A 25,676-nucleotide genomic window follows, 5' to 3' on the forward strand; every position below is an offset into this window, starting at 1 on the left:
GCTACTTAAGTGCGCCGGTCACCGTACCGCCACCCAGGACGATGTCGCCGCGATAGACGACGACGGCTTGGCCGGGGGCGATGGCTCGTTGCGGCTCGTCAAAAGTTAGCAGCATTTGTCCGTCGGCGTCACGCGTAAGGGTCGCTGCCTGGTCCTTTTGACGGTAGCGGTACTTGGCACCTACGCGAATGCCGCCGGCGTCGAGCTCCGCCTCCATGCGTGCGTCCGGCGCGCTCCAGATCCACTCATCGGCCGTGAGGGCAGCGGCGGTCAGGTCCTCGGCCTCACCCAGATGCACGGTGTTGTTGGCGGCGTCGACGCCCGTCACATACACGGGATGCGCCATCGCGACGCCCAGGCCCTTGCGCTGGCCGATGGTATAGCGCAGCGCGCCGTTGTGGTGCCCGACCACGCTGCCGTCGCGCCACACAATGTCGCCCGGTGCAGCGGCATGTCCGCAGCGGCGCTCGATATAGCCTGCGTAGTCACCGTCCGCGATAAAGCAGATGTCCTCGCTTTCGGCCTTCTGGGCGTTGGTAAAGCCCTGCTCGGCGGCTATGCGGCGCACGTCGCGCTCTTTGTCCAGGCCAGCCAGCGGAAAGATCGTGTGCGCCAGGCGCTCCTGCGTAAGTGAATACAAAAAGTAGCTTTGGTCCTTTTTGGGGTCCTCGCCGCGATGTAGCTGCCAGGTGCCGTCTGCCGCCTGGCTTGTTTTGGCGTAATGTCCCGTTGCGATGTAGTCGCAGCCCATGTCCAGCGCCGCATCGAGCAGTGCGCCAAACTTAATGTGGCGGTTGCAGATAATGCACGGGTTGGGCGTCAGCCCCTCCTGGTAGGCGTTCACAAAGCGCTCGATAACACTGCGGTCGAAGGTCTGCTGCAGGTCGAGCACATGATGGGGTATCCCCAGACGCTCGGCGACCGCCTTCGCGTCGGCGATGTCGCGGCCGACCTTACTCATGCCCGTGGCGGGGTCGGGTGCGGGGCAGGTGAGGCGCATGGTGGCACCGACGCATTCGTAGCCCTGGCTTTTGAGCAGGTACGCGGTCACGCTGGAATCGACGCCGCCGCTCATGGCGACGAGCACGCGCTTGTTGTGCATGGGGAGGTTCTCCTTGGTGGCATGTGGCCAAAAAAGAAAAGCGGCGCGGGAGGCTGGTTCCGCGCCGCAGACATTGTAGCAAGTTCGGGCGTCGTGTGGGACACCCTAACGAGATGGGCTCAGGCGGCCAGAAGAGAGGGTAGACCGGCGTGCCTTGGGCCTATCGACAAGTGACGGGCCCTTAGTCCTGGAAGAGCGCCGTGGACAGGTAGCGCTCGCCGGTGTCGGCAAGCAGGGCCACGATGGTCTTGCCCTCGTTCTCGGGGCGCTTGGCCAGTTGCAGTGCGGCCCACACGGCGGCACCGGACGAAATGCCCACGAGCACGCCCTCCTTGTGGCCCACGGCGCGGCCGGTGGCAAAGGCGTCGTCGTTCTCGACGGGGATGATCTCGTCGTAGACCTGGGTGTCGAGGACGTCGGGCACAAAGCCGGCACCGATGCCCTGGATCTTGTGCGGGCCGGCCTGGCCCTTAGAGAGCACCGGTGAGGTGGCGGGCTCAACGGCGACGACCTGAATCTCGGGGTTCTGCTCCTTGAGGAATTCGCCCACGCCGGTCACGGTACCGCCGGTGCCAACGCCGGCGACGAAAATGTCGACCTGGCCGTCGGTGTCGTCCCAGATCTCGGGGCCGGTCGTGGCCTTGTGAATGGCCGGGTTGGCGGGGTTCACAAACTGGCCGGCGATGATGCTGTTGGGAGTCTCCTTCTGCAGCTCCTCGGCCTTGGCGATAGCGCCCTTCATACCCTTGGAGCCGTCGGTGAGCACAAGCTGCGCACCGTATGCCTGCATCAGCTTGCGGCGCTCGACGGACATGGTCTCGGGCATGGTGATGATCACCTTGTAGCCGCGGGCGGCGGCCACAGAGGCGATGCCGACGCCGGTGTTGCCGCTCGTGGGCTCGATGATTGTGTAGTCGCCGCCGCGCACGAGCTTGCCTGCCTTCTCGGCCTCGTCAATCATGTTCTTGGCGACGCGGTCTTTAACGGATCCGGCGGGGTTGAAGTATTCCAGTTTGACGAGCACGCGAGCCTTGAGGTCCTCGTCGGCCTCAAAGTGAGTGAGCTCCAGAAGCGGGGTGTGGCCGATAAGCTGATCGATGGACGTGTAAACCTTGCTCATGGTGAACCTCCAAAGTGTTCAAGTTGCTGGTTGCCGTGTGGTTTTACGGCGTGTCTAGCAGCTAAACCCATAAACCTTATAGGTTGTTCGTTTAGCTGTTGGCAAGCATAGTAGACACTAAAGCCTAGTAATGCAATAGGAAATAGAAGATTATTACGAGTCGATTAACCATCTTGACCGGAACGGGTATTTCCAAAGCCGATTTTTCGGCTAGAATTTCAACGGACTAAAAGACCGAAAGGCAGCACTATATATGTTGGTTTCTACTAAGGGCAGGTACGCCCTGCGCGTTATGGTTGACCTGGCCGAGCACCAGGCGGCTGGTCGCATCCCGCTCAAAGAGATCGCGGCGCGACAGGGGATTTCCGAGAAATATCTCGAGAACATCTTGGCTACGCTCGTGCGCGCCAATATGCTCTCGGGCATGCGCGGCAAGGGCGGCGGTTATGTGCTCACGCGTCCGCCCGAGCAGTACACGGTGGGCGAGATCCTGCGCCTGACCGAGGGCAGCCTGGCGCCGGTCGCCTGCCTGGATGGCGACTGCAAGGGTTGCTCGCGATCTGATGAGTGCCCCACGCTCGACGTGTGGAAGAACCTGGACAAGCTCATCAACGACTACCTCGACGGTGTGACGCTCGATCAACTTGTCGCTCCCAACCATGGCTACGACTATGTCATCTAACCCACGCCTGCCATGTGGGGACGGGGTGGAAATGGTAGATTTTCTTGCCCTCTGAGACTTGGCAAATAAGAAGGCCGCCCATTTTTTGCGATGGGCGGCCTTTGATTTGGTTCGATGCGTCTGTGTATCGGGGGTGTTCTACTCTTCGGCAATACTATCGAGGATGCTGCGCATGATGGACACTAGGATGCTGCCCATAAAGGCCGAGCCAAAGCCGGCGATGGAGATGCCGACGCCCAACAGGTTGACCGACAGGTAGCTGGCGAGCTCCAGCATAAAGCTGTTGAGCACGAGCTGGAAAATGCCGAGCGTAATGATTGTGAGCGGCAGCGAGATGACCGTGAGGAACGGTTTGACGAACGAATCTACGATGTTGAGGAACAGTCCCACAAAGGCAAAGCAGACCCAGGCCTCGGCAAAGCCGAAGGGTTGGATACCGGGGACGAGGAACGTGGCAATCGCGATGGCGATCGAGGTGAAGAGCCAGTTAAGCATAAAGCGCATGGCGTGAATCCTTTCTTGCGCCGGGGTTGCTGGCGTCGCGTGAAGCGGCTTGCGGCGGCGACTTGGATGGTTGCGCGGGCGCGCCGCGGTGTTTGGGCGCCCATTGTCTCAAATATTCGTGGAGCTTACGTGCGCATTCGGTTTCTAAACGGCGTTCGTCCTGAAAAACGTGCCGCTGACAGAGAGTCTTGTCACTTTAGTTTGGTGGTGTGCTACACTGCTACGGGCAAATGGCCCATGCATAGTTTTATTGCATATTTACGGGCGAACGATGCCCGATGTCAGTATCAACTTCGATGCCTTATGGCGGGTTTGGCGGTGATCGATGAATATCGAGAACATGTTTGACAAGCCTGATGTCAAGCAGCTGGTCCACGCATTTAGTCTTTTGGACGACGAGAACGATATCCAGGCGTTTTTAACCGATATCTGCACACCGCGCGAGATCTGCGATCTTTCTCAGCGCCTACAGGTCGCGCGTTATCTGGATGAGGGCGAGCCCTATGTTGAGGTTCAGGCCCGCACCGGCGCTTCGTCCACCACGGTGAGCCGCGTGTCCAAGGCGCTTAATGGCGAGTACGGTGGCTATCGCAAGATCCTCATCAAACTGGAGGATGGCGAGTAGGCCGGCGGCAACAAACGAATTGCGCAGAACCGTCCCTTCGGGGGCGGTTTTTTGATCTCTCGGGGACGGAGGAAAACAGGTCACCGGGTTAGACTGACCCCCTCGGTGATCCGTTTTCCTCCGTCCCCAAGGGATCAAATCTGTTGGCGTGGGGCAAATCTGTCCGCGCGGGCGGGTAGGATGGATGCATTGATTATTGCGAACGGTTTGAGTGGAGGACCATGCCTGTTCGAATCTATACCACCAATACCGGGACGGACTTGAGCGATGCCGAGGCGGCGTTGCTCGCCGACCTGGTTGCCCGCCACGGGCGTGCCGTTTTGCTGGCGCCCTCGTTTGCCGAGCTCGACGTGTGCCGTCACGATGCTGCGGTTGCTGGCGCCTCGCTGGGCGTTGACTACAAAACCCCCGCGTCGTGGCTTCGTTCGCTGTGGGAGCTTATGGGCGATGGCCGCAGCTTCGTCGACAACATGCAGCGCCAGATGCTGTTCTCGGACATGATCGCCCGTCGCGGCGATACCGACCTGCAGCCGCTTTCGCGCAGTCAGGGCACGGTGCGCATGCTCGCGCGCATGGCCCGCGATGTGCTGCCGGGCGTAGCGGGAACGGGTGCCGAGCGCTGCTGCGGCGACGTTTGCCGGTACGATCCCAAGAGCGACGCCGAGGCTCGCGTGTTCGAGCTGTTGAGTGCCTATGCGAGCGGCTTGGACCGTCGAGACATGGTCGAGCCCTGCGAGGCGGCTGACCTTATGGCCGAGGTGCTGGCCGACAACCTTCCGGCGTGCGCCCGCGCGGTATGTGTGCGCGGCATCACAACGTTTACGCACGGCTTGCTCGAGCTGCTGTCTGCCGTGGCGAATAACGGGGGAGAGGTCGTTGTGCTGCTTGCCCGCGAGCAGACGGCGATGCGCGAGGAGCTTGCCGCCGCCTTTGATGCCCGCGGTGTGATGTTTGAGGCTGCGCCGCTGGGGGAGGGTGCCGCTGCGCCCCAGACTGCCTCCAAGCCCGCCACTCAGCCTACCTTTGTAGAGGTTGCCGGCCCTCACGCCCGCGCCCACGCCTATGTGGGTGCAATCGATGAGCTGGTAAAAACGTGTGAGGACGCCGCGGTCGACGGCGGTGTCGCGGCGTCCGCGGACCCCGTGCGCGTGCTCGTGGTGTCTGCCCGGGCGCCCCAGCTGTTCGGTGAACTCGCTGCCCGTTTGGCGGCGCGTCACATTGCGGCCGAGACAACCGAGTTCACGGCGTTTTCCCAATCCATCGCGGGCGGGCAGTTCACGGCGCTCGCCAATCTGATCGAGCGCATGAAGGCCGCCGACGAGGGCACCGCCTCCAAGACCGAGTGGTGGCCCGCGCCGGAGCTTACCGACTGGATTTACAGTCCGCTTTCGGGTGCCGACGCCGCCAGCGCGCGCACCTTCGACAAGAACATGCGCCTGTCGCGCGGCAAGACCACCGCGGCCGTCAAGAGCCTGCTGCAGAGCGTGCAGGGCCAGGTCAGGGGCACGCGCAAGGCCGCCAGTGATGATAACTGGTTTAAGAACGTGCCGTGCGTGGTCTCGGACGTGTTCCAAGCGCTGTGGCGCGACAAACCCGTGACGGCGCTCAAGGCAATGCTCGCCGTCGCCGAGGCGTTGCCCGATCGCGCCCTTGGAGGCCTTGACGGTCAGGCTCGTCGCCAGGCGGAGACCGCCCTGCTGCGACATGCCATCGACATCCTTATGAACGATGCTCGCGCGCTCGACGTGTCGCAGGCCGCGACCGTGCCCGTGCTCGACGACGTTCGTACCAAGGTGGACACGCGCAGCACCGCATACGATTACGAGACCTACGAGGTCGACCGCGCGCCGCGCGCCCAGGTGCGCTTTACGTCGCTTGCCGATGCGGCAGCCCTGCGCCCCGACAGCTACGATGCCGTGCTGTTTGCCGACGTCGACTTGGACAGTTATCCGCTCTCGCATGAGGAGGGCCCGCTGGCCACGCTGACGGCCGAGCTGGGGCGCAGCGGCGTGACGCTTGAGCCCGCGGCCCTGCTGCGCGTGCGCTTTGGCCGCGCGATGCAGGCGGCACGCGGCCCCGTTGCGCTCGCCCGCGTGACCCACGATCGCCAGGCGCGCGAGTGCTACCCGGCTGCCGTGTGGACCGAGCTGCGGGCGCACGCCGAGGCCACTGGCGCCGTCAAGGTTGCGTGCGTGGGCGAGGGCGGTATCGTCGCCGATTTTGACCCTGCAGCCGGCGAGGGCATCGGGCGCAAGCGCGTCGCGTGCGAGGCTCCTCAGCATTTGAGTGAGGCGGCCGTGCCGTACCTGGTCCTGCGTCGCCGCGATGGCGAGGGCGAGAACGCGCCGCTCGTGCCGCGTCTGACGTCCGCCTCGCAGATCGAGGCGTACTCGACGTGTCCGCTGTGCTGGTTCGTGTCGTATCGCGTGAAGCCCCAGTCCATCGACGCGGGCTTTGGCAACATGGAGAAGGGCAACTTTGTCCACGATGTGCTGGAGCATCTGCATGCCCGCCTGCCCCAGGAGGGCATGGAGCGCGTGACGCCCGAGAATCTGCCGCGCGCTCAGGGGCTGTTGCGCGAGGTCTTTGACGAGACGTTGGCCGAGCACGCCGGCAAGCGCGGCACGGAGGGCCCGCTGGTGCCGCTTTCTGCGGTGGAGGAGCGCCAGGTGGCCGAGATCTTGCCGCAGCTGGAGGGTGTGCTTGCCTACGAGTCCGAGGCACTTGCCCCCTTTGCCCCGCGCTACCTGGAGTTCGCCTTTAACGAGCTCAAGGTTGAGTATGCCGGTTGGCCGCTTGGCGGGCGCATCGACCGCGTGGACGTGGACGCCGAGAATCGTGCCGTGGTGATCGACTACAAGCATCGCACGGGCGTTGAGGAGTTTAAGCTCGCCGACCCTACGGTGCGCGACGAGGAATCGGGCGCGGCGCCCATCGACGACCCGCGCTGGTTGCCGCCACATACCCAAACGCTCATCTATGCTCAGGCCATGCGCCGGGCGCTGGATTTGGACACCCGCGCGGCGCTCTACTTTTCGACCAAGGGCGGCAAGCCGGCGCTGCGCGGCGCCGCGAGCGCCGAGCTGCTCGAGGAAGAGCGCGGCGACGGTCGCATCCCGGGCCTTAAGAAAGGTTTCCCCGGCGAGGGTGGCAACATGGACTTCGACGCCCTGCTCGATCGCGTGGAGGCCGGCATCGCCGAGCGCCTGCGCGAGCTCGAGGCAGGCAACGTTGCCGCCGTCGACCCGACGTCGGCTCAGGCCGCGCATGCGCGCTGCTCGTATAACCACGAAGGAACGTTTGTAAGGAGGGACGTGTAGACCATGGATCTTTCGACTTTGATGCCGCAACAGCTGCAGATCGTCAAAACGCTCGACCGTCCGCTGTTTGTCTCGGCGGGCGCCGGTTCGGGCAAGACCTTTACCCTCACGCGCCGCATCGTCTACGCGCTCTCGCCCGAATCCGGTCCGTTCGTTGAGCATCTGGACCAGGTGCTCGCCATTACCTTTACCAAAGACGCCGCGGCCGAGATCCGTGACCGCGTGCGCCGCGCGCTCATCGACGAGGGCATGGACGAGGAAGCGCTGACCGTCGACGACGCGTGGATCTCGACCATTCACGGCATGTGCTCGCGTATCCTGCGCGCACACGCGTTGGAGCTGGGCATCGATCCCGAGTTCACGGTGCTCACCGATACCGACGAGCTCATGGACCAGGCTGTTGAGCATGTGCTGGCCCGCGCGACGGCGCCCGATGCCGCCCCCGAGCTCGCCGCTTCGCTCAAGGCCCTTTACGCCTGGTATCCCATGGCGGGCGAGGGCGGGCCGTTTGGTGCCGGCACCACCATCAAGGGTCTGGTGCGCGAGCTGCTGGAGCTCTCGAGCCAGCTGCCGGGCGGCATGGACGACGTGCATGTGGCGCGCGGACAGGCCGACACCTCGGCGCTTGCCGATGCATATCGCGCAGCACTGGGTGCGAGCAAGGCCGCGACCGAGAAGGCACAGGTGGCACTCGACGCCATCGATGCGTTCGAGGCGAGCGGCAAGACCATGGCCGATGCGGCGCGACTCATGATGTCGTGCACCATGCCACGGGCGAGCAAGGCATTTCCTAAGGAGCAGGTCGAGCTGCTCAAGGCCGAGGCCGCCGATGCATTTATCAATATCGTGCTGGCTTGCGGTGGTCCGGCACTCGATGCGCTGGTGGGCTTGGCCCGCTCTGTAGAGGCTGAGTATCGCGCGCTGAAGGCCGGCCAGTCTGCCCTCGACAACAACGACCTGCTGTGTATGGCCTACGAGGCCCTGCGCGATTACCCGGCCATCCGAGCGGCATACGAGGGCCGCTTTAAGATGGTCATGATCGACGAGTTCCAGGATACCGACCAGATGCAGGTCGATCTGATCCGCTACCTGACGGGTGCGGGGGAGCGCGCGCTGTGTACCGTGGGCGATGCACAGCAGTCGATCTATCGTTTCCGCGGCGCCGAGGTCGAGGTCTTCCGCCGCCAGGAGCGCAAGGTGGGCTCGTCTGCCGCGCCCGAGGCGACTGCCGTGACCGACGCCCCTGCTGGCGAGCTCGTCAAACTCGTGCGCAACTTCCGCAGTCACGACGAGGTACTGCGTTACGTGGCACGCGTCTTCGACGGCGATGACGGCGGCCTGATGCAGGGCTTTTTGGATCTTGAGGCGAGCGACGGCCGCAAGGACACGCTGGTGGCAGATGCCTCGCGTCGCCAGGCCCTCTTTGTTGCCGGCGGCAGCACGCAGGAGCGCACACAGGCCAAGGCCCGTGCAATCGCGGAGCGATTCCGCGCGCTTGCCGATGCCGGCCAGCCCCAGGGCGGCATGGTGCTGCTGCTGGGCCGCATGACCAACGCAGACGTCTACGCACAGGCCTTCCGCGACCAGGGGCTCGACTGCGTCATCGCGGGCGGCTCGGTCTTTGCCCAAGCCGCCGAGGTGCAGACGGTGCGCGCCCTGGTTTGTGCGCTCGCCAATCCGGCCGATACGGCGCAGGGCCTTATGCCGCTGCTGGCCTCGCCGATGTTTGCGCTCGGCGCCCAGGAGTTCCTAGCGCTGGCGACCAAGCTCGACGAGCAGACGGGGGAGACCTCGCGCAGGAATATCGACGTGGGCATCATGAGCGATTCCGATGTGCCGGGCCTGCAAGACCTGCCGCTCGTGACGCGCGCCCGCGAGGTACTGCGGTGTGCGCTTCGTCGCGTGGGCCGCGATTCGTTCGCAGCCATCGCGCGCGACGTGGTCAACGCCTCCGGCTGGTTTGTGCGTCTGGCACAGCGTGGTCCCGAGGGCAAGGCCATTGCCGCCAACGTGCTCAAGGCGCTCGACGCTGTGGCCGAGGCGGAGGCCGAGTTCGGCAACTCGCCGCGTTCCATCGCGCTTGCCTTCGATCGCTTCCTAGCGGGCAAGGAAGCCCCGGGTGCCCTCAACGAGGAGGGCGACGGCGCGGTGCGCATCATGACGGTGCACGCATCCAAGGGCCTGGAATATCCGGTCGTGGCGGTCGCCGAGTGCTTTGGCGTGCGCAAATCGTCCGGTGCGGCTCAGATGGGGCGTGTCGAGGGCGGGGCGCAGGTTGTGGCACTGCCTGCACGCTTCGACGGCGTTAAGCTCGCCGACGGAACCTTTGTGAAGGGCGACGACGTTAAAAAGCAGTTTGAGCATGCGTTTAAGGGCAAGGGCACGTCGCTATGGCTGCCGCCGGAGCTCATGGAGGACGTCTGCGCGACGGGTTCTCCCGCTGAGGCATTTGCTCGCCTGCGCAACGACGACCTGCAGCTTTCGCTCGAAGAGCGGGCTCGTTTGCTCTATGTCGCCATGACGCGTGCGCGCGAGCTGGTGATCTTGGCGATGGATGCCGGCGTGAGCCGTGGCAAGGTGACGGCGCCGACCTTCGACGTCGAGACCGATCTGACCTACGACGTGCTGCGCCGTATTTTGCCGACCGACGCTCTGGACATGCCACAGCTCGATAGTGATCGTTTGACGTTCGACAACTCCAAGCCGGGCGACTACGAGCTCATTTCGCTCGCGGACTTTACCTTTGGCGAGCAGGCGTTTGAGGCCAACGCTTCGCTGGATGCCGAGGGCAGGCTTGTCCGCGGCGATGCGGAGCCGGAGGGCGCCGGTGCAGATGCCCGCGCCGCCGTTCCCGGTCCTGCCGACCCTGAGCCCGATGCGTTTGAGCTCGTGTATCCCCAGGCGGTGGGCGTGCGAATGGGCATCTGCCCGTATCCGGCGCGCGATTCGTACAGCTACTCGTCAATTGCCGCGGCGCTGCATGCCGAGTCCGAGGACCGTGCCGCCGAGGCACGCGTGCCCATGGACGAGGCTGGCGATGATGCGGAGTCGGATGGTTCCGAGATGACGGATGCAGACGTGGCCGCCGTTGAGCCCGCCGGCAACCCCATGGCGCTGGGCTCGGCGTTCCATGCCGCCTGCCAGTGGCTGATCGAGATGGGTGCCGATGCGCTGCCCGCCGCGCGTGCCGATGCGCTGGCGCGCCTGTGGTGCCTGACGCCGGAGCAGCGCGAACGCTTTGACGTTGCCCTGGACCGCTGGCTCAAGTCGGCTGTTCGTGCCGACCTGCTCGCGTGGCCGTGCGTTCGCGCCGAGGTGCCGTTCTTTTCGCTGGGCTGCGAGGACGAGGACATCGCCCGCTACGGTGCATATGCCGAAGGCGCCATCGACGCTTTGGCGACGAACCCGGCGGATTCGTCACGCGCGCTGGTAATCGACTACAAGACGGGCGGCACACCGGACGAGACGCCAGAACAGCTGCAGGAGAAGCACGCCCTGCAGGCGCGCGTCTACGCCGACGTGTTGCACAAGGCGGACTTTGAGGCCGTGACCGTCAAGTTCGTCCGCGTGGAGCAAGTCGACCTCGCCAACCCGTGCGAGCCTCAGGTGGTCACCTACAGCCGCTAGCCCTCAATAACTTGCGGTGGAATACGGACTGTTTTGGCCAAAAAAGCCGCCAAACAGTCCGCATTTCACCGCAACGCATGGGAGAGCCTGGGGCGGTACAATGGCTCGAACGGTTCAAACGAATAAGGAGCCATCATGCAGCTCACCAAAACGCTTAAGGTGACGCCGGAGGAGCTTTTTGACGCTCTGGCGGGGTCCATCATGCAGGATATCGAGAACGCCACGGGCAAGCGTCCCAGCCGCAACAAGCTCAACGGCTATAAGTACGAGAAGCGCGCCCAGTCCGCAAAAGGCAAGGCCAAGGGCATGGCGATCAAGGTTAAAATCAAGCACTTTGACTACCCGTGTCTCTATGAGGTCCGTTTTCAGTATGCGGCGGGCATCAATACTATGCGCTATGAGGCTGCACCTGCTGGCGATGGTGTCTGCGAGCTCACCTATACCGAGGATTTTCAGGGTGTGGGTGGCAACACGTCTGGCACGCGCGGCAAGCTCGGCCTCTTCTTCTATGAGCGCAAGCTCAAGAGCCACGCCAACCAGACGATTGATCAAATCGTCAAATATATCGAGGGTGAGCGCCGCGTAAAGGCTAATCCCGCCTTCGCCGATGATACTGCCGAAAACGCTTCGGATGTATTCCATTGATACCCTGTGCAAAAGTTTTACCGCTCTTCACATCAACTGTGAACACTTCAGGCTTCGAGTCAGTAGCGAGCGGCCCGACAAAAGTAGTTGATGGAAGTGCCAAATGAATAAGAATGCCGCTGCGCAGCTGCACATCTATTCCGCCTTTTTCGTTCTCGCGGGATTTGTTTTAAATCGGGGAGTGTTTCTACTTTTCCTTGCGGAGAAAGGAATGTCTGTCACGGAAATCGCGCTTTATCAAGCCCTGTTTAACATTGCAACGGTCGTCCTCGAGCTGCCAACAGGGCTGATAGGCGATTTCTTTGGAAAGAAGTTTTCGATTCAAGTGGGCGTGCTGCTGCTTTTCTTCCATACGGCTGGCATGCTGTTGCTCTCAGGTCCCTTTCTTGTCGTGCTTTCCCTTGTTGAGGCACTCGCCTACTCCCTTCAATCGGGATCCGAACAAGCACTTTTATATGAAATTGCCCGGAATGCCGGTCAAGGAGAGCGTTTCCTCACCATCAACGCTCGGCTGCTTGCCGCGCAATCAATCGCTACGGGAATGGCGATTGTGCTCGGATCTTTCATTGCCCAAGTATCTTGGAGCGCCCTCTACGTATGTGTCTCTGTTTTCTATCTCCTGCAGCTTTTCCTTCTGTATCCCATTGAGAGGACGGAAGCGACCCGTTCTGAAAGCTCTGAAAAGGGAAGATTTGACGCGGCCAAGATGTTCAGACGCGAAACCTGGCGTGTTGGAGAATCCGCTTTTGCGGTATTGCTTCTTCTAATCGGCACAAGCATGCTCGATGGATTCTATGGGAGTTATTACAACTTGAATCAGTTGGTATTCGACGCATTTGATGCTCCCGTCTCCATAATAGGAATCTTTTTCGGTGCATCCTATGCAGTAAATGCGACGGCCTACATTGCAGCAGATTTCTTCTCATTGCGTTTCGGGAAAAGAAATACCATGCTCGGCTCGATGCTAATCGAGGCTGGCCTTTTCATGATTCTTCCGTGGTTCGCTTCAAATCCGCTGTGTTTGTTTGGCCTTAGCATGGTGCTTTGTTTTCTCCCAGAAGTGGTGTACATCACTTCGGAAAACTTAATCCAAGACGCGATAGCGGACGATCTCCGCGCGACGATCCTTTCCGTCGCGTCTCTGGTAAGGGCTCTCTTTTCTGCAGTGTTTTTCTCCATATTTGGACATGTGTTGGGGTTATATCCCATTCAGATAGCGCTCGGTATTATTGGTGCAATCGCGATAGCAATTACCGCCGTTGTTTCATTAAAAATGGTTGGAATACAGGTCTCCAAGAATTGATATATCGATTGACGAGCTATCCGAAGCGTCGAGCCTTCTTGATGGACATGACTATTCGTCACAAATCATTCCGCGCATCGCCGGGGTTCCAGTAATACTCGATATATCTGGATGCCCTCATTCCCCTTTTTGAAGGTCCCAAAAAGACTGCCCGTGTTGGTTTGGCTAGGTTCGGGTGCTGTCCGTGCCGTGGGGTAAAATCGTTCAGTCAGAACACGAACCCGCATCGGAGCTCATCACATGGCATTCGTCCATCTGCACAATCACACTGTTTTCTCTATGCTCGACGGCGCAACCCGTATCCAGGATATGGTCAACCGTGCCGTTGAGCTGGGCATGCCCGCCGTCGCCATTACCGACCATGGCTACATGTACGGCGTGCCCGACCTGGCGCTGGCCTGCGACGCCGTCAACCACAACACGCCCGAGTACAAAACCTGGAGCCACGACAAGGCCTTCTTGGAAAAGGACCGCCGCGACGAGCTGGTGGAGCCCGATCCCGAGGAAAACCCGCGCGAGCATGCCCAGTATGTGAAGGACATGGCCATGTGGGACGAGAAGGGCAACATCGACGAGCTCAAGCCGCCCCTGGTCATCAAACCCATCTTTGGCTGCGAGGTCTACTTTACGCCGGACGAGACGCTCGCCCGCGACCATAAGCCCGAGCTCTACCACATGATCCTTCTGGCCAAGGACCAGGAGGGCTACGTCAACCTGATGCAGACGGTCTCCGAGGCCGCCGTGCAGGGCTTTTACTACAAGCCGCGCGTGACGCTCGACAACCTGCGCCGTCATGCCAAGGGCATGATCTGCACCAGCGCCTGTATCGCGGGCATTATTCCCAAGTACATCGACCGCGGTGACATGGAGGGTGCCATCAAATGGGCCGAGACCTTCCGCGATACCTTCGACCCCGGCGACTTTTATATCGAGATCCAGGAACACGGCATTACCACCGATAACGGCCTGACCGACGAGCAGATGGACCGCACGCTCATCGATATCGCCAAGCAGGTGGGTGTCAAGGTCATCGCCACCAACGACTTCCATTACCTGCGCCGCGAGGACGCCCCCGTGCAGGACGTCATCATGTGCATCGGTATGAACGCCAAGGTCGACGACCCCAACCGCATGCGTATGACCGGCTCGGAGTTTTACATGAAGACCGAGGAGGAGATGCGGGCAATGTTCCCGTATTGCCCCGAGGCCTGCGACAACACGCTCGAGATCGCCGACAAGTGCTACGTGGAGCTCGACTGGGACTCCATCATCCTGCCGCGCTTCCCGCTGCTCGATCCCGGCGAGACGCACGAGAGCCAGTTCCGCCGCGAGTGCGAGAAGGGCCTGCGCCAGCACTACGGTGACGACTGGGCCACGCGCGAGATCGGCGGAGTCAACATCAAAGAGCGCTTTGAGTACGAATACAAGGTCATCTGCGACAAGGGCTTTGCCGCCTACTTCCTCATCGTTGCCGAGTACGTGCAATGGGCCAAGGACAACGGCATCGGCGTCGGCCCCGGCCGTGGTTCTGCCGCCGGCGCTATCGTTGCCTACGCCATGAACATCACCGCGTTCGACCCGCTCGAGAACGGCCTGATGTTTGAGAGGTTCCTCTCCCCGCAGCGTACCGAGATGCCCGATATCGATATGGACTTCGACGATGAGCGGCGCCTCGAGGTCGTGGAGCACGTTCGCCAGCTCTACGGCCCCGAGAAGGTCACCCACGTCATCACCTACTCGACCATCAAGGCCAAGCAGGCCATCAATGATGCCGCGCGCGTTCTGGACTACCCGGTCTACATGGGCCAGCGCCTGTCCAAGATGGTCTCGAGCGACCCCAAGGTCAAGCTCAAGCAGGTGCTCGACAAACAACCCGGCAAAGAGGATCTGTTTAACCCCGATTTTGCCGAGGCCTATAAAAAGGACGACGACGCTCGCCGCATCATCGACACGGCGCTCTCGATCGAGGGCCTCACCCGTGGCGAGGGCGTGCACGCGTGCGCCGTTCTGATCTGCCGCGACCCCGTCAACGAGCACGTGCCCACCAAGCTCGACACCAAGGGCGGCGTCGAGATTACCCAGTACGAGGGCCATACCGTTGCCGACATGGGCCTGCTCAAGATGGACTTCTTGGGCCTGCGCACGCTGACGGTTATCTCCAAGGCCAAGGCAAACATCAAAAAGAACTTCGGCATCGACATCAAAGAGGAAGAGATTCCCTTTGACGACCCCGAGATCTTTAAGCTCATGGGTTCCGGCCACACCGCCGGCGTCTTCCAGGTCGAGTCCGCCGGCATGACGGCCACGATCAAGAACATGAAGCCCACAGAGTACAAGCACGTCGTGGCATTGATCGCCCTGTACCGTCCGGGCCCGCTAGGCGCCGGCATGGTCTCGTCCTACATCAACCGTATGAACGGCAAGGAGCCGGCCGTCTCCTACGACGACCGTCTGGACGACATCCTGGGCGAAACCTACGGCACCATGGTCTACCAGGAGCAGGTTATGCTCATCTCCGTCGAGATGTGCGGCTTCTCCAAGGGCGAGTCGGACTCGCGTATCCGTAAGCCCGTGGCTAAGAAAAAGATCAAGCTGCTCACGTCGACGGTGCTCCACTGGGAGGATGGCTCGGACGAGACCACCTACGACCACTGGATGAACGGCGCTATCAAGAACAACTACACGCGCGAGGTCGCCCAGAAGATTTGGGACGATGTTCTCGAGTTCGCGTCCTACGCCTTCAACAAGTCGCACTCCGCCGGCTACGCCATCCTGGTTATGCAGACGGCATGGCTCAAGGCGCACTATCCGCACGAGTACATGGCGGCCGTTCTGACGTCCTACACGGGCAAGACCGACAAGATCGTACACTACGTCTCGGCATGCCGTCACGACGGCATCCCCGTGCTTTCGCCAGATGTCAACGAGTCCGGCACCGAGTTCACGGCTACCAAGGAAGGCGTGCGCTTTGGTCTGGCCGGCATCCGCGGCGTGGGCACCGGCGTGGCGCAGGCGATTATCGCCGAGCGCGAGGCGGGCGGCCCGTTTAAGACGCTGCACGACTTTGTCGAGCGCGTGGACTCGAGCCAGGCCAACCGCCGCGTGATCGAATCGCTGATCAAGGCAGGTGCCTTCGACTCCACGGGCTATCCGCGCCGCCAGATGATGCACTTTGTGGACAAGAACAACCCCGAGAACATCATCGACGCCGCGATAAAGCGCCAGAAGGACCGCGCGAGCGGCCAGACCTCGTTCTTCGACATGTTTGGTGATGTTGAGGGCTCGGGTTTCGAGGTCAGCGTGCCCGATCCGGACGGCCAGGAATGGGACCGCCACCTTAAGCTGAGCCAGGAGAAGGAGGTTCTGGGCATCTATGTCTCGGACCACCCGCTGCGCCCGTTTGAGTATGCGCTCAGCAAAGCGCGCGACTTCTCGTTCTCGCAGATCGACACCGGCTACGAAGTTCAGAATCCTACGGGCGGCACCATCAACCAGGAGATTCCCGAGGGCAAAGCGCTGTGGTGGGCCGGCATGGTCTCGAGCGTGTCCAAGCGCGTGACCAAAAACGGCGACCCCATGGGCATCGTGCAGCTCGAGGACATGGAAGGCGAGGCCACCGTCGTCGTGTTCCCCAAGACCTATAAAGAGGCCGAGGGGTACCTGTACGGCGAGGTCGATCCCGAGACCGGTGCGCAGCTGTCCGACGCCTTTGTGCGCATCAAGGGCAAACTCGAGCGCTCGGACCGCGGCGACCAGATCATCGCGCAGGAGATCGTGCCGCTTGAGCTCAACGAGGAGAACAACAAGCCCAAGGTGTTTGAGGTCATGGTGCCCAACAGCCGCTTTAGCCAGGGCAATATGGCGCGCCTGGCCACGGTGCTCACCGCTAACCCGGGCGGCGACCGCGTGGAGATCTTTATCGAGCAGGTGGACGGGCGCGTGCTGCGCGCCGAGGTGCCTGCCAAGGTCAACGCGCGCTCGATTCCGCTGCTGGCCGAGGCCAAGGCCATTGTGGGTAACCAAGGCCGCGTGACGGTTATCTAGGGACGGCGTTGCTGAGAGGTACTCGGTGCGAGATTGGAGGAAGTGATGGCGCAGGGGACGTTTGTGCAGGCGCTCCGGAAAGAGGCGGCGCTGAGCGGCACCTTTATGAAGGGCCGCTCGCTCATGCTCAACGGCGCCGTGCTGTCGATCGAGGACAGCGGCTCGCGCTTCTCCAAAAACGTGACGGTTGAGGGCTCAGTGCGCGGCTCGCGCGGTGACCTGTACAAGACGCACGTGGCGCTCGACATGGACGAGCAGGAGGTGATCGACTACGACTGCGATTGCCCCGCTGCCTATCGCTACCCCGGCATGTGCAAGCACGCCATCGCCACGGCGCTAGCGTACCTGGACGCCAGCGGCATTGAGCCTGTTGAGGGGCTGCGCACGCCGGTCCGCACGTTTACGGCGGCGCCCAAGCAAGCCGCGCGTCCTGCGTCTGCCGCACCGGCGGTCAACCCTAACTTTCCCTTCCCGGCGCCAGTTCCCACGAGCCCGAGCCTCATGAAGGCGCTCTCCGATCTTTCGGACGCGCGCATGGATGAGCTGGCGAGCATGCGCCGCAAGCTCGCCAGCAGTGTGGATCCCGATGCCCCCAAGGCGGTGTTGGAGCCCTCGCTGGTGCCGTATTACAATCCACTGTTTGCCGACCACTTTAGCTGGGCGCTCGAGCTTCGCATTCGCTGTGGATCGGTCTCCTACGTGGTTAAGGACATCGACGGCATGGCCGATGCCTACGTGCGCGGCGGCACCTTCTCGTACGGCAAGAAGCTCACGTTTGTCCATACGCCCGAAGCCTTCGAAGACGTGTCGACAAAGCTGCTCAACCTTGTCGTGACGACAGTTGCCTATCTCGATGACATCACGAGTTCGCGTTCGGCGTCGTACGATTTTGCACGCAGCGGCTTTGTCGCCGAGCGCCAGCTGCCGCTGTCCGAGCATGACATCGTATACATGCTGGACTTGCTGCGTGGCCGGACCATTTCCTTTGAGCCCGCCTGGTCGCGGGGAACGACGACGCATCGTTCCTACGAGGTTGCGGTTGAGTTGTCGCCGGTAGGGGAGGACGAGGCCTCGGCGAAACAACCGCCGCTCCTTGCCGCCAAAATCGCGCCGGCGGCTGGTGGCAGCTACGATCTGCGCCTGCCGGCCGATGCATACTGCTTTGCTTCGGGCGACGTTGCCTATTTGGTCGACACCCGCCGTGCGCGCCGCACCGATGTAGCGTTTGCCCAGCATGCGGCGCCGTTCCTATCGCGCTTGCTGCCCTGTCGCACGCCGATCCATATCGCTGTCGACCAGGTGGGGGAGTTCTGTCGTATGGCGCTGCCCATTTTGCGCGACTACACCGACCTTACCGCGCCCGCCGCGCTCGATACCGTGGCGCCCGAGCCGAGCTTTGCCATGGCAATCGGTGTCGACGATGGGCTTGTGACCTGCAAAATTACGGTTACCTACGGCGACTGGTCGGCAGATCTCTTTAGCCTGGGCGCTCCGGGCAGTCTCTTCGAAGAGCAACGCCCCGGCGTGCCGCCCCGCGACGAGGTGGCAGAGTTTCGCGTTATGGACACGGCGGCCCTATATTTCGACTTTTACGAGGGCGGTCTGGCGTTTGAGGAACGCGATGACGAGAGCCTGTTCTGCTTGCTGACCGAGGGCCTGTCTGCCCTGTCCGAGTTGGGTGAGGTTATGCTCAGCGACCGTCTGCGCCAGATCTCGGTCCGCCCAGCGCCCAAGCTTTCGGTGCGCGCGACCGTCAAGAGCAACCTGCTCGACGTCGAGCTGGGCGCGAGTGGGCTTTCGGCCGCAGACCTTGCCATCTATCTGGACTCGTACAAGCGCCATCAGACGTTTGCGCGCCTGACGTCCGGCGACATCGTGCGCCTGGACGAGGGCGCTCGCGCCGCCTTTGGTCTTGCCGAGGACCTGGGCGTCGATGCCGTCGACCTGCTCGATGGCGTGTCTCTTCCCGCGTCGAGCACCCTGTTTGTCGATAGTATGCTCGCGCGCACGCCAGCGCTCGAGGCCGATCGCGATGCCGCGTTCCGTCGCACCGTCGAGCGTCTGGACACGCTCGGCAAGATGGACTTTACGGTGCCGGCATCGCTCAAGGCAACGATGCGCGGCTACCAGGTCGACGGATACCAGTGGCTCGGCTCGCTCGAACACCTGGGCCTTGGCGGCATCTTGGCCGACGACATGGGCCTGGGCAAAACGTTGCAGATGATCGCGCATATCCTGGCGCGCGTGGAGGCGGGGGACGCCAAGCCCACGCTCGTGGTGTGCCCTGCGTCGCTCGTGTACAACTGGACTGCCGAGCTGGAGCGCTTTGCGCCTTCGCTCGACGTGTGCGCCATCGTGGGTGCCAAGGCGCAGCGCCGTGTGCAGATAGCCGGCGCCGCTGAGCATAACGTGGTCGTGACCTCGTATGACCTCATGCGGCGCGATATCGACGAGTACGTCGAGCAGGACTTTGCCCGCGTGGTGCTTGACGAGGCCCAGTACATTAAAAACCCGCTCACGCAGGTGGCGCGCGCCGCCAAGCGCCTGCCGGCCGGTGTGCGCTTTGCCCTGACGGGCACGCCCATCGAAAACCGCCTGTCCGAGCTCTGGAGCATCTTCGACTTTTTGATGCCGGGGCTTTTGGGCACGCGCGAGTCGTTTGCCAAGCGCTTTGAGAGCCCGGTCGAGCATGCCGAGGGCGATAGCGCCGCTCGCCTGCAGGCACTCGTGTCGCCGTTTGTGCTGCGCCGCGTTAAAGAAGACGTGGTGGCCGACCTGCCCGAGAAGATCGAGGACACCGTCATGGCGCAGCTCACCGGCGAGCAGCGCAAACTCTATCTGGCCAACCAGGACCACATCGCCCAGCAGGTGCAGCATCGCGAGGCCAACGAGTTTAAGAAGGACAAGCTCAAGGTGCTCGCCGAGCTCACCAAGCTGCGCCAGATCTGCTGCGACCCGCATCTGCACTACGAGGACTACAAGGCGGGCAGCGCCAAGCTCGACGCTTGCATGGAACTCGTGCACGGCGCGCTCGACGGCGGACACCACATCCTGCTGTTCAGCCAGTTTACGGGTATGCTCGATATCATCGGTAAGCGCTTGGCCAAGGAAGACATCGCCTTCCTTAAGCTCACGGGCGCTTCGTCTAAGGAGAGCCGCGCCAAGATGGTCGCGCAGTTCCAAGCGGGCGAGGTTCCGGTCTTTTTGATTTCGCTCAAGGCGGGCGGCGTGGGCCTCAACCTGACGGCGGCCGACGTGGTCATCCACTATGACCCGTGGTGGAACGTGGCGGCGCAGGACCAAGCGACCGACCGCGCGCATCGTATTGGCCAGCAACATACCGTGACCGTGTACAAGCTCATCGCCAAGGACACGATCGAGGAACGCATTATGCAGATGCAGGAGTCCAAACGCGACCTGGTCAACAGCGTGCTCGGCGGCGACGGCATCTCGTCGGCGCTGTTTACCCGCGAAGATGTTCTGGCACTGCTGGGCGGCGACGGGCGCTAACCCGCTCGGGTGGGGCCGCCAAGGCGGATGGCACACGCTGCCCCATCGTCCCCGCCCGTTATGTGTTCATTTGCAATGCCGTGGATGGTTTGTCTGCCTTTGGGCATAAGAACCATCAAGAACATTGGCACATCAGCAAAGGAGAACATCATGGCGAAATTCTTTAAGGACCCCAATGGCAAGCTCATTGCCGCCCTGGGCAACGACGTTGCAACCCCTGCCGGCTGCACGGAGCTGACCGCGAACACCGAGGATGCGGCGCACGAGAAGCACGTGCCGGTCGTCGAGACTGAGCGCGACGGTCACGTGATCCGCGCACGCGTTGGCTCGGTCGAGCACCCCAGCCTGCCCGAGCACTACATTGAGTGGATCGCCCTTGAGGCCGAGGGCCGCTTGGAGGTCCATTACCTTGAGCCCGGCATGAAGCCCGCGACGTTTTTTGCCGGCGGTTCCAGGACCGGTACCGTCTATGCCTACTGCAACCTGCACGGGCTGTGGTCCGCGACATTCTAGGAGCGCGCCCCCGCTCGGGGTATCATAGCTAGCATATGCACATGCAAGCGCCGACTGCATTATGCGGCCGGCGCTTTTACTACGACAACGATGGTTTACGACGGAAAGGGCTGAGCCATGAAGCTCGCACTTGCACAGATCGATATGCGCCTGGGTGATATTGAGGGCATTTGCGGCCGCATCGAGGACCAGGCTCGTCTGGCCCACGAGCGCGGGGCGCGCGTGCTGTGCGTTCCGGCTCCGCTCTTTATGGGCGCCATACCCGGGGGCCTGGTGGGCGCTGCCGACTTTGAGCACGACATGCTTGCCGGCTTGACTGGTGTCGCCGAGCGTATCCAGGAGCTTGACATGATCTGCATCGTGCCCGCGGCGGTTTCGTTTGAGGGCCAGCCGCTACTCGACTACATGATGCTCAAGGACGGTCATGTGGTGCCGGCGCGTTCGAGCATTGCCCTGCAGCGTGGTGAGAACAACGACACGCGTTGGGCGCCGCCGGTGTTCGACGTGGACGGCGTGCGCATTGCCGTGATTTTTGACTTGGACCGCGAACTCGAGATGTTGCCGACCGGTGTTGACCTCATTGCGTATTTCCAATTCAACGCGTTTGACATGACCGACCGCGAGACTGCTGCCATTGCCGCCGTTCGCAGCGGCGCTTACCGCAAGATCGCATCCAAGCGCAGCGTGTGGTTTGCCTGCATGGCGCCGGTCGGTGCCTATGACGAGTCGGTGTATACCGGCGGTTCGTTTGTGCTCGACGACTGCGGTCGCGTGGTGGCCCAGGCGCCGTGTTTTGAGGAGAGCCTGCTGGTTCAGGAGATTCAGCGCGGCGTGATGCTCGATGCCCTGGAAGATCACGAACTGCCCGAGTTCCGTTCCGAGGAGTGGCTGTGGCAGGCGCTGGTGCTTGCCGTGCGCGACAACGCCCGATCCCACGGTGCGTCGCGTGCTGTGGTAGCACTCGAGGGTGACTTGCCGTCGTCCCTGCTGGCGGCGCTGGCCGTCGACGCTCTGGGCCCGCGCAACGTGATTGGCCTGGTGCTGGGGCGCAACCGTATCTTTACGCCGGCGCAGGAAGAGGCCGAGGCTGCCCGCTGTGCCGCCGTCCGCGCCATCGCCGAGCGTTTGCACATTCGCACCGTCGAGCGCGATGCACCGGATGCGGCGCGTGTGCTCGATCGCGACGTGTCGGCGGGCGATGCCGAGCGTCTGCGCTCGCGCACGCTGGGCCTCATGCTGGAGGACACGGCGCTCGAGTTGGGTGCGATGGCGCTGAGCCCGCTGTCCAAAACCGAGTACGCGCTGGCGGCGCCGGCGCTTTGCGGCGGCTACCAGGGCGATTATGCGCCCTTTGGCGATGTGTACCTGTCGACGCTTGAGTTTGTGGCGCGCGTGCGCAACCGCACGTCTGCCGTGGTGCCCCAAGAGCTCGTGACGCTCAACGCGGTGGAAGATTGTATGGAGCGAGTGCTGGCGCAGGCGCTCTCGACGCTCGACGGTCCGGTCGATATGCTCGACCGCGCGGCACAGCTGCTCGGCGGGCTCGAGCCGGGTGAGGTCGATGGTGCGCTCGAGTCGCACGTGGACCGCAATCGATCTTTCGACGACATCCCGATGGCCGCTGGCAAGCCTGAGGCCTGCTCGCTGCTGCTGATGCTCGTGCGTCAGGGCGAGGCCGCCCGCCGCATGCTGCCGGCGGTGCCGATCGTCTCTGCCCGTTCGTTTGCCGAGCGCGCCTGGCCGTACATGCTTGCGTGGTCCGATCTGGGGCTCAACGGCAAGGAGCGCATGACGGTTGATTCGCTGGCGCGCGCCGAGGTGCGTCGCTTTGCCGACGACGATACGAGTGACCGTATGCGCGGTGAGATGATGGGCATTTTGGGTGAGCTGCTGGGTATTTCGCCCGAGCAGATGGAGGAGCTGCGCTCTGAGGACGGCCAGCGCCGTTTACACGAGGGAATGAAAAAGTTCGAGGGCGAGGTTCAGGACGCCATCGATAAGATGATGGGCGGCCAGGGTGGCCCGCAGGGTGGGCCCCAGGGTGGCCCGATGCCGCATCCGCCGGTTGATCCCCGACAATTTCCGTTCTTCTCTCAGAACTAGGTCGCTGCGCGCCCGCCAGAGCGGCAATCTGCCTTTCAATCGTCGGACATGACCGCCAGGTCAATGCCCTCCTCTTTCAAGGCACCTTGCTCGCTCTGGCGGGCGCTCGCTTGCGTATACTCAACCTACAATTCGATCTCGGCTGACTTATAGGGCTAGCGTTGTGTTATTCTAGAACAGACGTTCGTGAATGATGCGCGGGGCCTTGTCTTGCGCTGTGCTTGTGGCGAGGGGAGGTTGGCTTGGTTATCTTGGGCATCGACCCCGGTTTGGCCCATACGGGTTGGGGGATTATCGAGGAGCGGCGCGGCGAGGTTCGCTGCCGTGCCTATGGCTGCATCGAGACCAGTGCCGGAAGTCCGCTCGCGGTGCGCCTGTCGCATATCGCCCGTGACCTTAAGGATGTCGTCGAGCGTTATCGACCCGACACGGCTGCTGTCGAGAGTATCTACTTTGGCGCCAACGTTCGTTCGGCCATCCCCACGGCGCATGCCCGCGGTGCTGCACTCGTAGCGCTTTCGGAATGCGCGCTCGAGATTGGCGAGTACACGCCCATGCAGATCAAACAGGCTGTGGTGGGCACCGGCGCCGCGGACAAGCGGCAGGTCGCCTACATGGTACGCACTCTAACACAGCTCGACCACGACCCGCATCCCGACCATGCCGCCGATGCCCTGGCCTGCGCCATCTGCCACGTAAACCTCAGCCGCACCCGCGCCCTCACCGGTGGCGAGTTCTATCAACAGAGAGGAACCGGATACTGATGATCTCCCAGCTCCACGGAACGCTTGTCGAGGCCACGATGAGCTCGGCTGTCGTCGATGTGTCGGGCGTTGGCTTTGAGCTCGGCATCTCGGGCAGCACTGCGGCCACGTTGCCGACGCCCGGCGGCGAGGTCCGCCTCTACACGCGTATGCAGGTGCGCGAGGACGCCATGACACTTTTCGGTTTTTCCTCAAAGGATGAGCGCACGATGTTCGACCGGCTCGTGTCCGTTTCGGGCGTTGGCCCGCGCCTGGCGCTCGCCGTGCTTTCCACCTATACCGTGGGGCAGCTGTATTCGCTGGTGATGGCCGAGGACGACAAGGGCATGGCCAAGGTACCCGGTGTGGGCAAAAAGACAGCTCAGCGCCTGATCCTGGAACTCAAGAGCACCTTTGCCAAGGATAAGGGCTTTGTGCCGGTCGACGTGATTTCCGGACAGGTTGCGATGCCCGTGCCCGCTGCCGCTCCCTCGGTGATCGATGATGCCCGTGCGGCGCTCCTTTCCATGGGCTTTAGCCCGCAGGAGACCGATGTTGCCCTGAGCGGGTATGATGGGCAGAATATGCGTGTCGAGGATCTGCTCGGCGCGGCGCTTAAGCGACTCGGAATGGATGCGTGATGTGGGAAGCCGATGACTCTCAGGACTTGTGGGCGACGCCCGGTAACTCGCCGGCGGCATCCATGGCGCACGGCGAGCGCATGGTGGGCTCGGAGCTGACGGCCGAGGATCTCGATGTCGACCGCACTTTGCGCCCTCAGCGCCTGGACGATTACTGCGGCCAGGAGCACATCAAGCAGGGCCTGCGCGTGTTGATCGAAGCGGCGCAGAGCCGTGGCGAGACGCTCGACCACGTGATCTTCTCGGGTCCTCCGGGCCTGGGCAAGACCACGCTGGCCACCGTTATCGCCAACGAGCTGGGCGCTCAGATCAAGACCACGAGTGGCCCTGCCATCGCGCGCACGGGCGACCTGGCGGCCATCCTTACTAACTTGCAGCCGGGCGATGTGCTGTTTATCGACGAGATCCACCGCCTCAACCGTTCGGTCGAGGAGGTCCTGTACCCCGCGATGGAGGACTTTGCCCTCGATATCGTGATTGGCAAGGGTCCGGCGGCGCGCTCGATTCGCCTGGATATCCCCAAGTTTACGCTGGTGGCGGCAACGACCCGCTCAGGCATGTTGACCGGCCCGTTGCGCGACCGCTTTGGCATTTCATATCGCCTGGATTACTACACGGTCGAGGAGCTCGCGCAGATTGTGACGCGCTCGGCGACTATCCTGGGCGTGACGATCGACCATCCCAGTGCACTCGAGATCGGCTCGCGTTCGCGCGGCACGCCACGTCTTGCCAACCGTCTGCTCAAGCGCGTGCGCGATTACGCACAGGTGCGCGGCAACGGCCCCATCGAGCTCGATATCTGTCGCCAGGCGCTCGAGTTCTTCGAGATCGACGAGCTCGGTCTGGACTGGATGGATATTCGCATTTTGGAGACGCTCGCCAAGACGTTCTCCGGTCGCGCCGTGGGACTTACGACCCTTGCCAGCGCGGTGGGCGAGGACCCAGGCACGCTCGAGGATGTCTATGAGCCCTATTTGCTGCAGTGCGGATTGATGATTCGTACGCCGCAGGGCCGTCAGGCAACCCTCCGCACCTTTGAGCACCTGGGGATTGAACCTACCGTTTAGGGCGTTTTGTTTTGGCGGGCTGTTGGACTATCGCTGGGCATCGGGTAAACATATCGCCGTTCATCGGTTATGGGCGTTTTACTGTTGCGCGCCCGTGCTATGCTGAATTGGTCTTTTTCTCATTCGG

The 25,676-nt window shown here is 62.4% G+C and carries 15 protein-coding genes and 1 pseudogene; 13 read left to right on the forward strand and 3 right to left on the reverse strand.

Translation table 11 applies throughout. The features are described from left to right. Nucleotide 1 precedes the first annotated feature (1 nt). Together mnmA and cysK are read right to left on the reverse strand one after the other, a co-directional pair. Nucleotides 2-1,105 (reverse strand): annotated as a pseudogene (mnmA, locus tag FGQ61_RS05260) (tRNA 2-thiouridine(34) synthase MnmA); the annotation flags it as partial. A gap of 178 nt (nucleotides 1,106-1,283) precedes the next feature. Then, on the reverse strand, nucleotides 1,284-2,222 hold the full coding sequence (gene cysK, locus FGQ61_RS05265) for a cysteine synthase A (protein ID WP_138374806.1): 939 nt from the start codon (nucleotides 2,220-2,222) through the stop codon (nucleotides 1,284-1,286). Nucleotides 2,223-2,475: 253 nt separating this feature from the next. Between cysK and FGQ61_RS05270 the strand changes: the two genes are divergently transcribed. Further along, nucleotides 2,476-2,904 (forward strand): RrF2 family transcriptional regulator, encoded by a 429-nt coding sequence (locus FGQ61_RS05270; RefSeq protein ID WP_022094857.1) that lies wholly within the window; start codon nucleotides 2,476-2,478, stop codon nucleotides 2,902-2,904. A gap of 138 nt (nucleotides 2,905-3,042) precedes the next feature. Here the strand turns inward: FGQ61_RS05270 and FGQ61_RS05275 are convergent, their stop codons facing one another. Continuing rightward, nucleotides 3,043-3,408: a phage holin family protein gene (locus tag FGQ61_RS05275; RefSeq protein WP_022094856.1), complete on the reverse strand. Its 366-nt coding sequence runs from the start codon at nucleotides 3,406-3,408 to the stop codon at nucleotides 3,043-3,045. 325 nt (nucleotides 3,409-3,733) lie between these two features. Here FGQ61_RS05275 and FGQ61_RS05280 point away from each other — a divergent pair, with 325 nt between their 5' ends. The 12 genes from FGQ61_RS05280 (at nucleotide 3,734) to ruvB (ending at nucleotide 25,549) form a co-directional block, all read left to right on the forward strand. Continuing rightward, nucleotides 3,734-4,033, forward strand: coding sequence for a YerC/YecD family TrpR-related protein (locus FGQ61_RS05280; protein WP_006235366.1), 300 nt, complete (start codon nucleotides 3,734-3,736; stop codon nucleotides 4,031-4,033). Nucleotides 4,034-4,254: 221 nt separating this feature from the next. Next, the gene (locus tag FGQ61_RS05285; RefSeq protein WP_138374807.1) at nucleotides 4,255-7,353 is read left to right on the forward strand and encodes a PD-(D/E)XK nuclease family protein; all 3,099 of its coding nucleotides are present in this window, start codon (nucleotides 4,255-4,257) and stop codon (nucleotides 7,351-7,353) included. A gap of 3 nt (nucleotides 7,354-7,356) precedes the next feature. Next, the gene (locus FGQ61_RS05290) at nucleotides 7,357-10,980 is read left to right on the forward strand and encodes a UvrD-helicase domain-containing protein (RefSeq protein ID WP_138374808.1); all 3,624 of its coding nucleotides are present in this window, start codon (nucleotides 7,357-7,359) and stop codon (nucleotides 10,978-10,980) included. A gap of 135 nt (nucleotides 10,981-11,115) precedes the next feature. After that, nucleotides 11,116-11,625: a DUF3284 domain-containing protein gene (locus FGQ61_RS05295; protein ID WP_117746369.1), complete on the forward strand. Its 510-nt coding sequence runs from the start codon at nucleotides 11,116-11,118 to the stop codon at nucleotides 11,623-11,625. A 103-nt stretch (nucleotides 11,626-11,728) separates the two neighbouring features. Beyond that, nucleotides 11,729-12,928, forward strand: coding sequence for an MFS transporter (locus FGQ61_RS05300; RefSeq protein WP_138374809.1), 1,200 nt, complete (start codon nucleotides 11,729-11,731; stop codon nucleotides 12,926-12,928). Nucleotides 12,929-13,168: 240 nt separating this feature from the next. After that, nucleotides 13,169-16,972, forward strand: coding sequence for a DNA polymerase III subunit alpha (gene dnaE, locus FGQ61_RS05305; protein WP_138374810.1), 3,804 nt, complete (start codon nucleotides 13,169-13,171; stop codon nucleotides 16,970-16,972). Nucleotides 16,973-17,017: 45 nt separating this feature from the next. Continuing rightward, entirely contained in the window at nucleotides 17,018-20,482 is a 3,465-nt protein-coding gene (locus FGQ61_RS05310) for a DEAD/DEAH box helicase (protein WP_138374811.1), read from the forward strand. A gap of 150 nt (nucleotides 20,483-20,632) precedes the next feature. Continuing rightward, nucleotides 20,633-20,995, forward strand: a complete 363-nt coding sequence (locus tag FGQ61_RS05315; protein WP_138374812.1) for a desulfoferrodoxin family protein — start codon at nucleotides 20,633-20,635, stop codon at nucleotides 20,993-20,995. Nucleotides 20,996-21,112: 117 nt separating this feature from the next. Beyond that, a complete protein-coding gene (locus tag FGQ61_RS05320) occupies nucleotides 21,113-23,098 on the forward strand; it encodes an NAD(+) synthetase (protein WP_138374813.1) in 1,986 nt (661 codons plus the stop codon). Between the two features lie 242 nt (nucleotides 23,099-23,340). Next, complete coding sequence (ruvC, locus tag FGQ61_RS05325) at nucleotides 23,341-23,862, forward strand: crossover junction endodeoxyribonuclease RuvC (protein WP_118405685.1); 522 nt, start codon at nucleotides 23,341-23,343, stop codon at nucleotides 23,860-23,862. Further along, on the forward strand, nucleotides 23,862-24,482 hold the full coding sequence (ruvA, locus tag FGQ61_RS05330) for a Holliday junction branch migration protein RuvA (protein WP_138112928.1): 621 nt from the start codon (nucleotides 23,862-23,864) through the stop codon (nucleotides 24,480-24,482). Before ruvC ends, ruvA begins: the two co-directional genes overlap by 1 nt. Further along, nucleotides 24,482-25,549 (forward strand): Holliday junction branch migration DNA helicase RuvB, encoded by a 1,068-nt coding sequence (gene ruvB / locus FGQ61_RS05335; protein ID WP_138374814.1) that lies wholly within the window; start codon nucleotides 24,482-24,484, stop codon nucleotides 25,547-25,549. The genes ruvA and ruvB overlap by 1 nt, the downstream gene beginning before the upstream one ends. Nucleotides 25,550-25,676 lie beyond the last annotated feature (127 nt).

It is taken from the genome of Collinsella aerofaciens (assembly GCF_005844325.1).
Taxonomy (GTDB): Bacteria; Actinomycetota; Coriobacteriia; order Coriobacteriales; family Coriobacteriaceae; genus Collinsella; species Collinsella aerofaciens_G.

What these genes read in the sequence shown, in the direction of transcription:
- FGQ61_RS05310 (WP_138374811.1), top strand. Translation starts at nt 17,018, where the DNA reads ATGGCGCAGGGGACGTTTGTGCAGGCGCTCCGGAAAGAGGCGGCGCTG.
- FGQ61_RS05285 (WP_138374807.1), top strand. Translation starts at nt 4,255, where the DNA reads ATGCCTGTTCGAATCTATACCACCAATACCGGGACGGACTTGAGCGAT.
- ruvA (WP_138112928.1), top strand. Translation starts at nt 23,862, where the DNA reads ATGATCTCCCAGCTCCACGGAACGCTTGTCGAGGCCACGATGAGCTCG.
- cysK (WP_138374806.1), bottom strand. Translation starts at nt 2,222, where the DNA reads ATGAGCAAGGTTTACACGTCCATCGATCAGCTTATCGGCCACACCCCG.
- FGQ61_RS05280 (WP_006235366.1), top strand. Translation starts at nt 3,734, where the DNA reads ATGAATATCGAGAACATGTTTGACAAGCCTGATGTCAAGCAGCTGGTC.
- FGQ61_RS05270 (WP_022094857.1), top strand. Translation starts at nt 2,476, where the DNA reads ATGTTGGTTTCTACTAAGGGCAGGTACGCCCTGCGCGTTATGGTTGAC.
- FGQ61_RS05300 (WP_138374809.1), top strand. Translation starts at nt 11,729, where the DNA reads ATGAATAAGAATGCCGCTGCGCAGCTGCACATCTATTCCGCCTTTTTC.
- FGQ61_RS05295 (WP_117746369.1), top strand. Translation starts at nt 11,116, where the DNA reads ATGCAGCTCACCAAAACGCTTAAGGTGACGCCGGAGGAGCTTTTTGAC.
- FGQ61_RS05320 (WP_138374813.1), top strand. Translation starts at nt 21,113, where the DNA reads ATGAAGCTCGCACTTGCACAGATCGATATGCGCCTGGGTGATATTGAG.
- dnaE (WP_138374810.1), top strand. Translation starts at nt 13,169, where the DNA reads ATGGCATTCGTCCATCTGCACAATCACACTGTTTTCTCTATGCTCGAC.
- FGQ61_RS05275 (WP_022094856.1), bottom strand. Translation starts at nt 3,408, where the DNA reads ATGCGCTTTATGCTTAACTGGCTCTTCACCTCGATCGCCATCGCGATT.
- ruvB (WP_138374814.1), top strand. Translation starts at nt 24,482, where the DNA reads ATGTGGGAAGCCGATGACTCTCAGGACTTGTGGGCGACGCCCGGTAAC.
- FGQ61_RS05290 (WP_138374808.1), top strand. Translation starts at nt 7,357, where the DNA reads ATGGATCTTTCGACTTTGATGCCGCAACAGCTGCAGATCGTCAAAACG.
- FGQ61_RS05315 (WP_138374812.1), top strand. Translation starts at nt 20,633, where the DNA reads ATGGCGAAATTCTTTAAGGACCCCAATGGCAAGCTCATTGCCGCCCTG.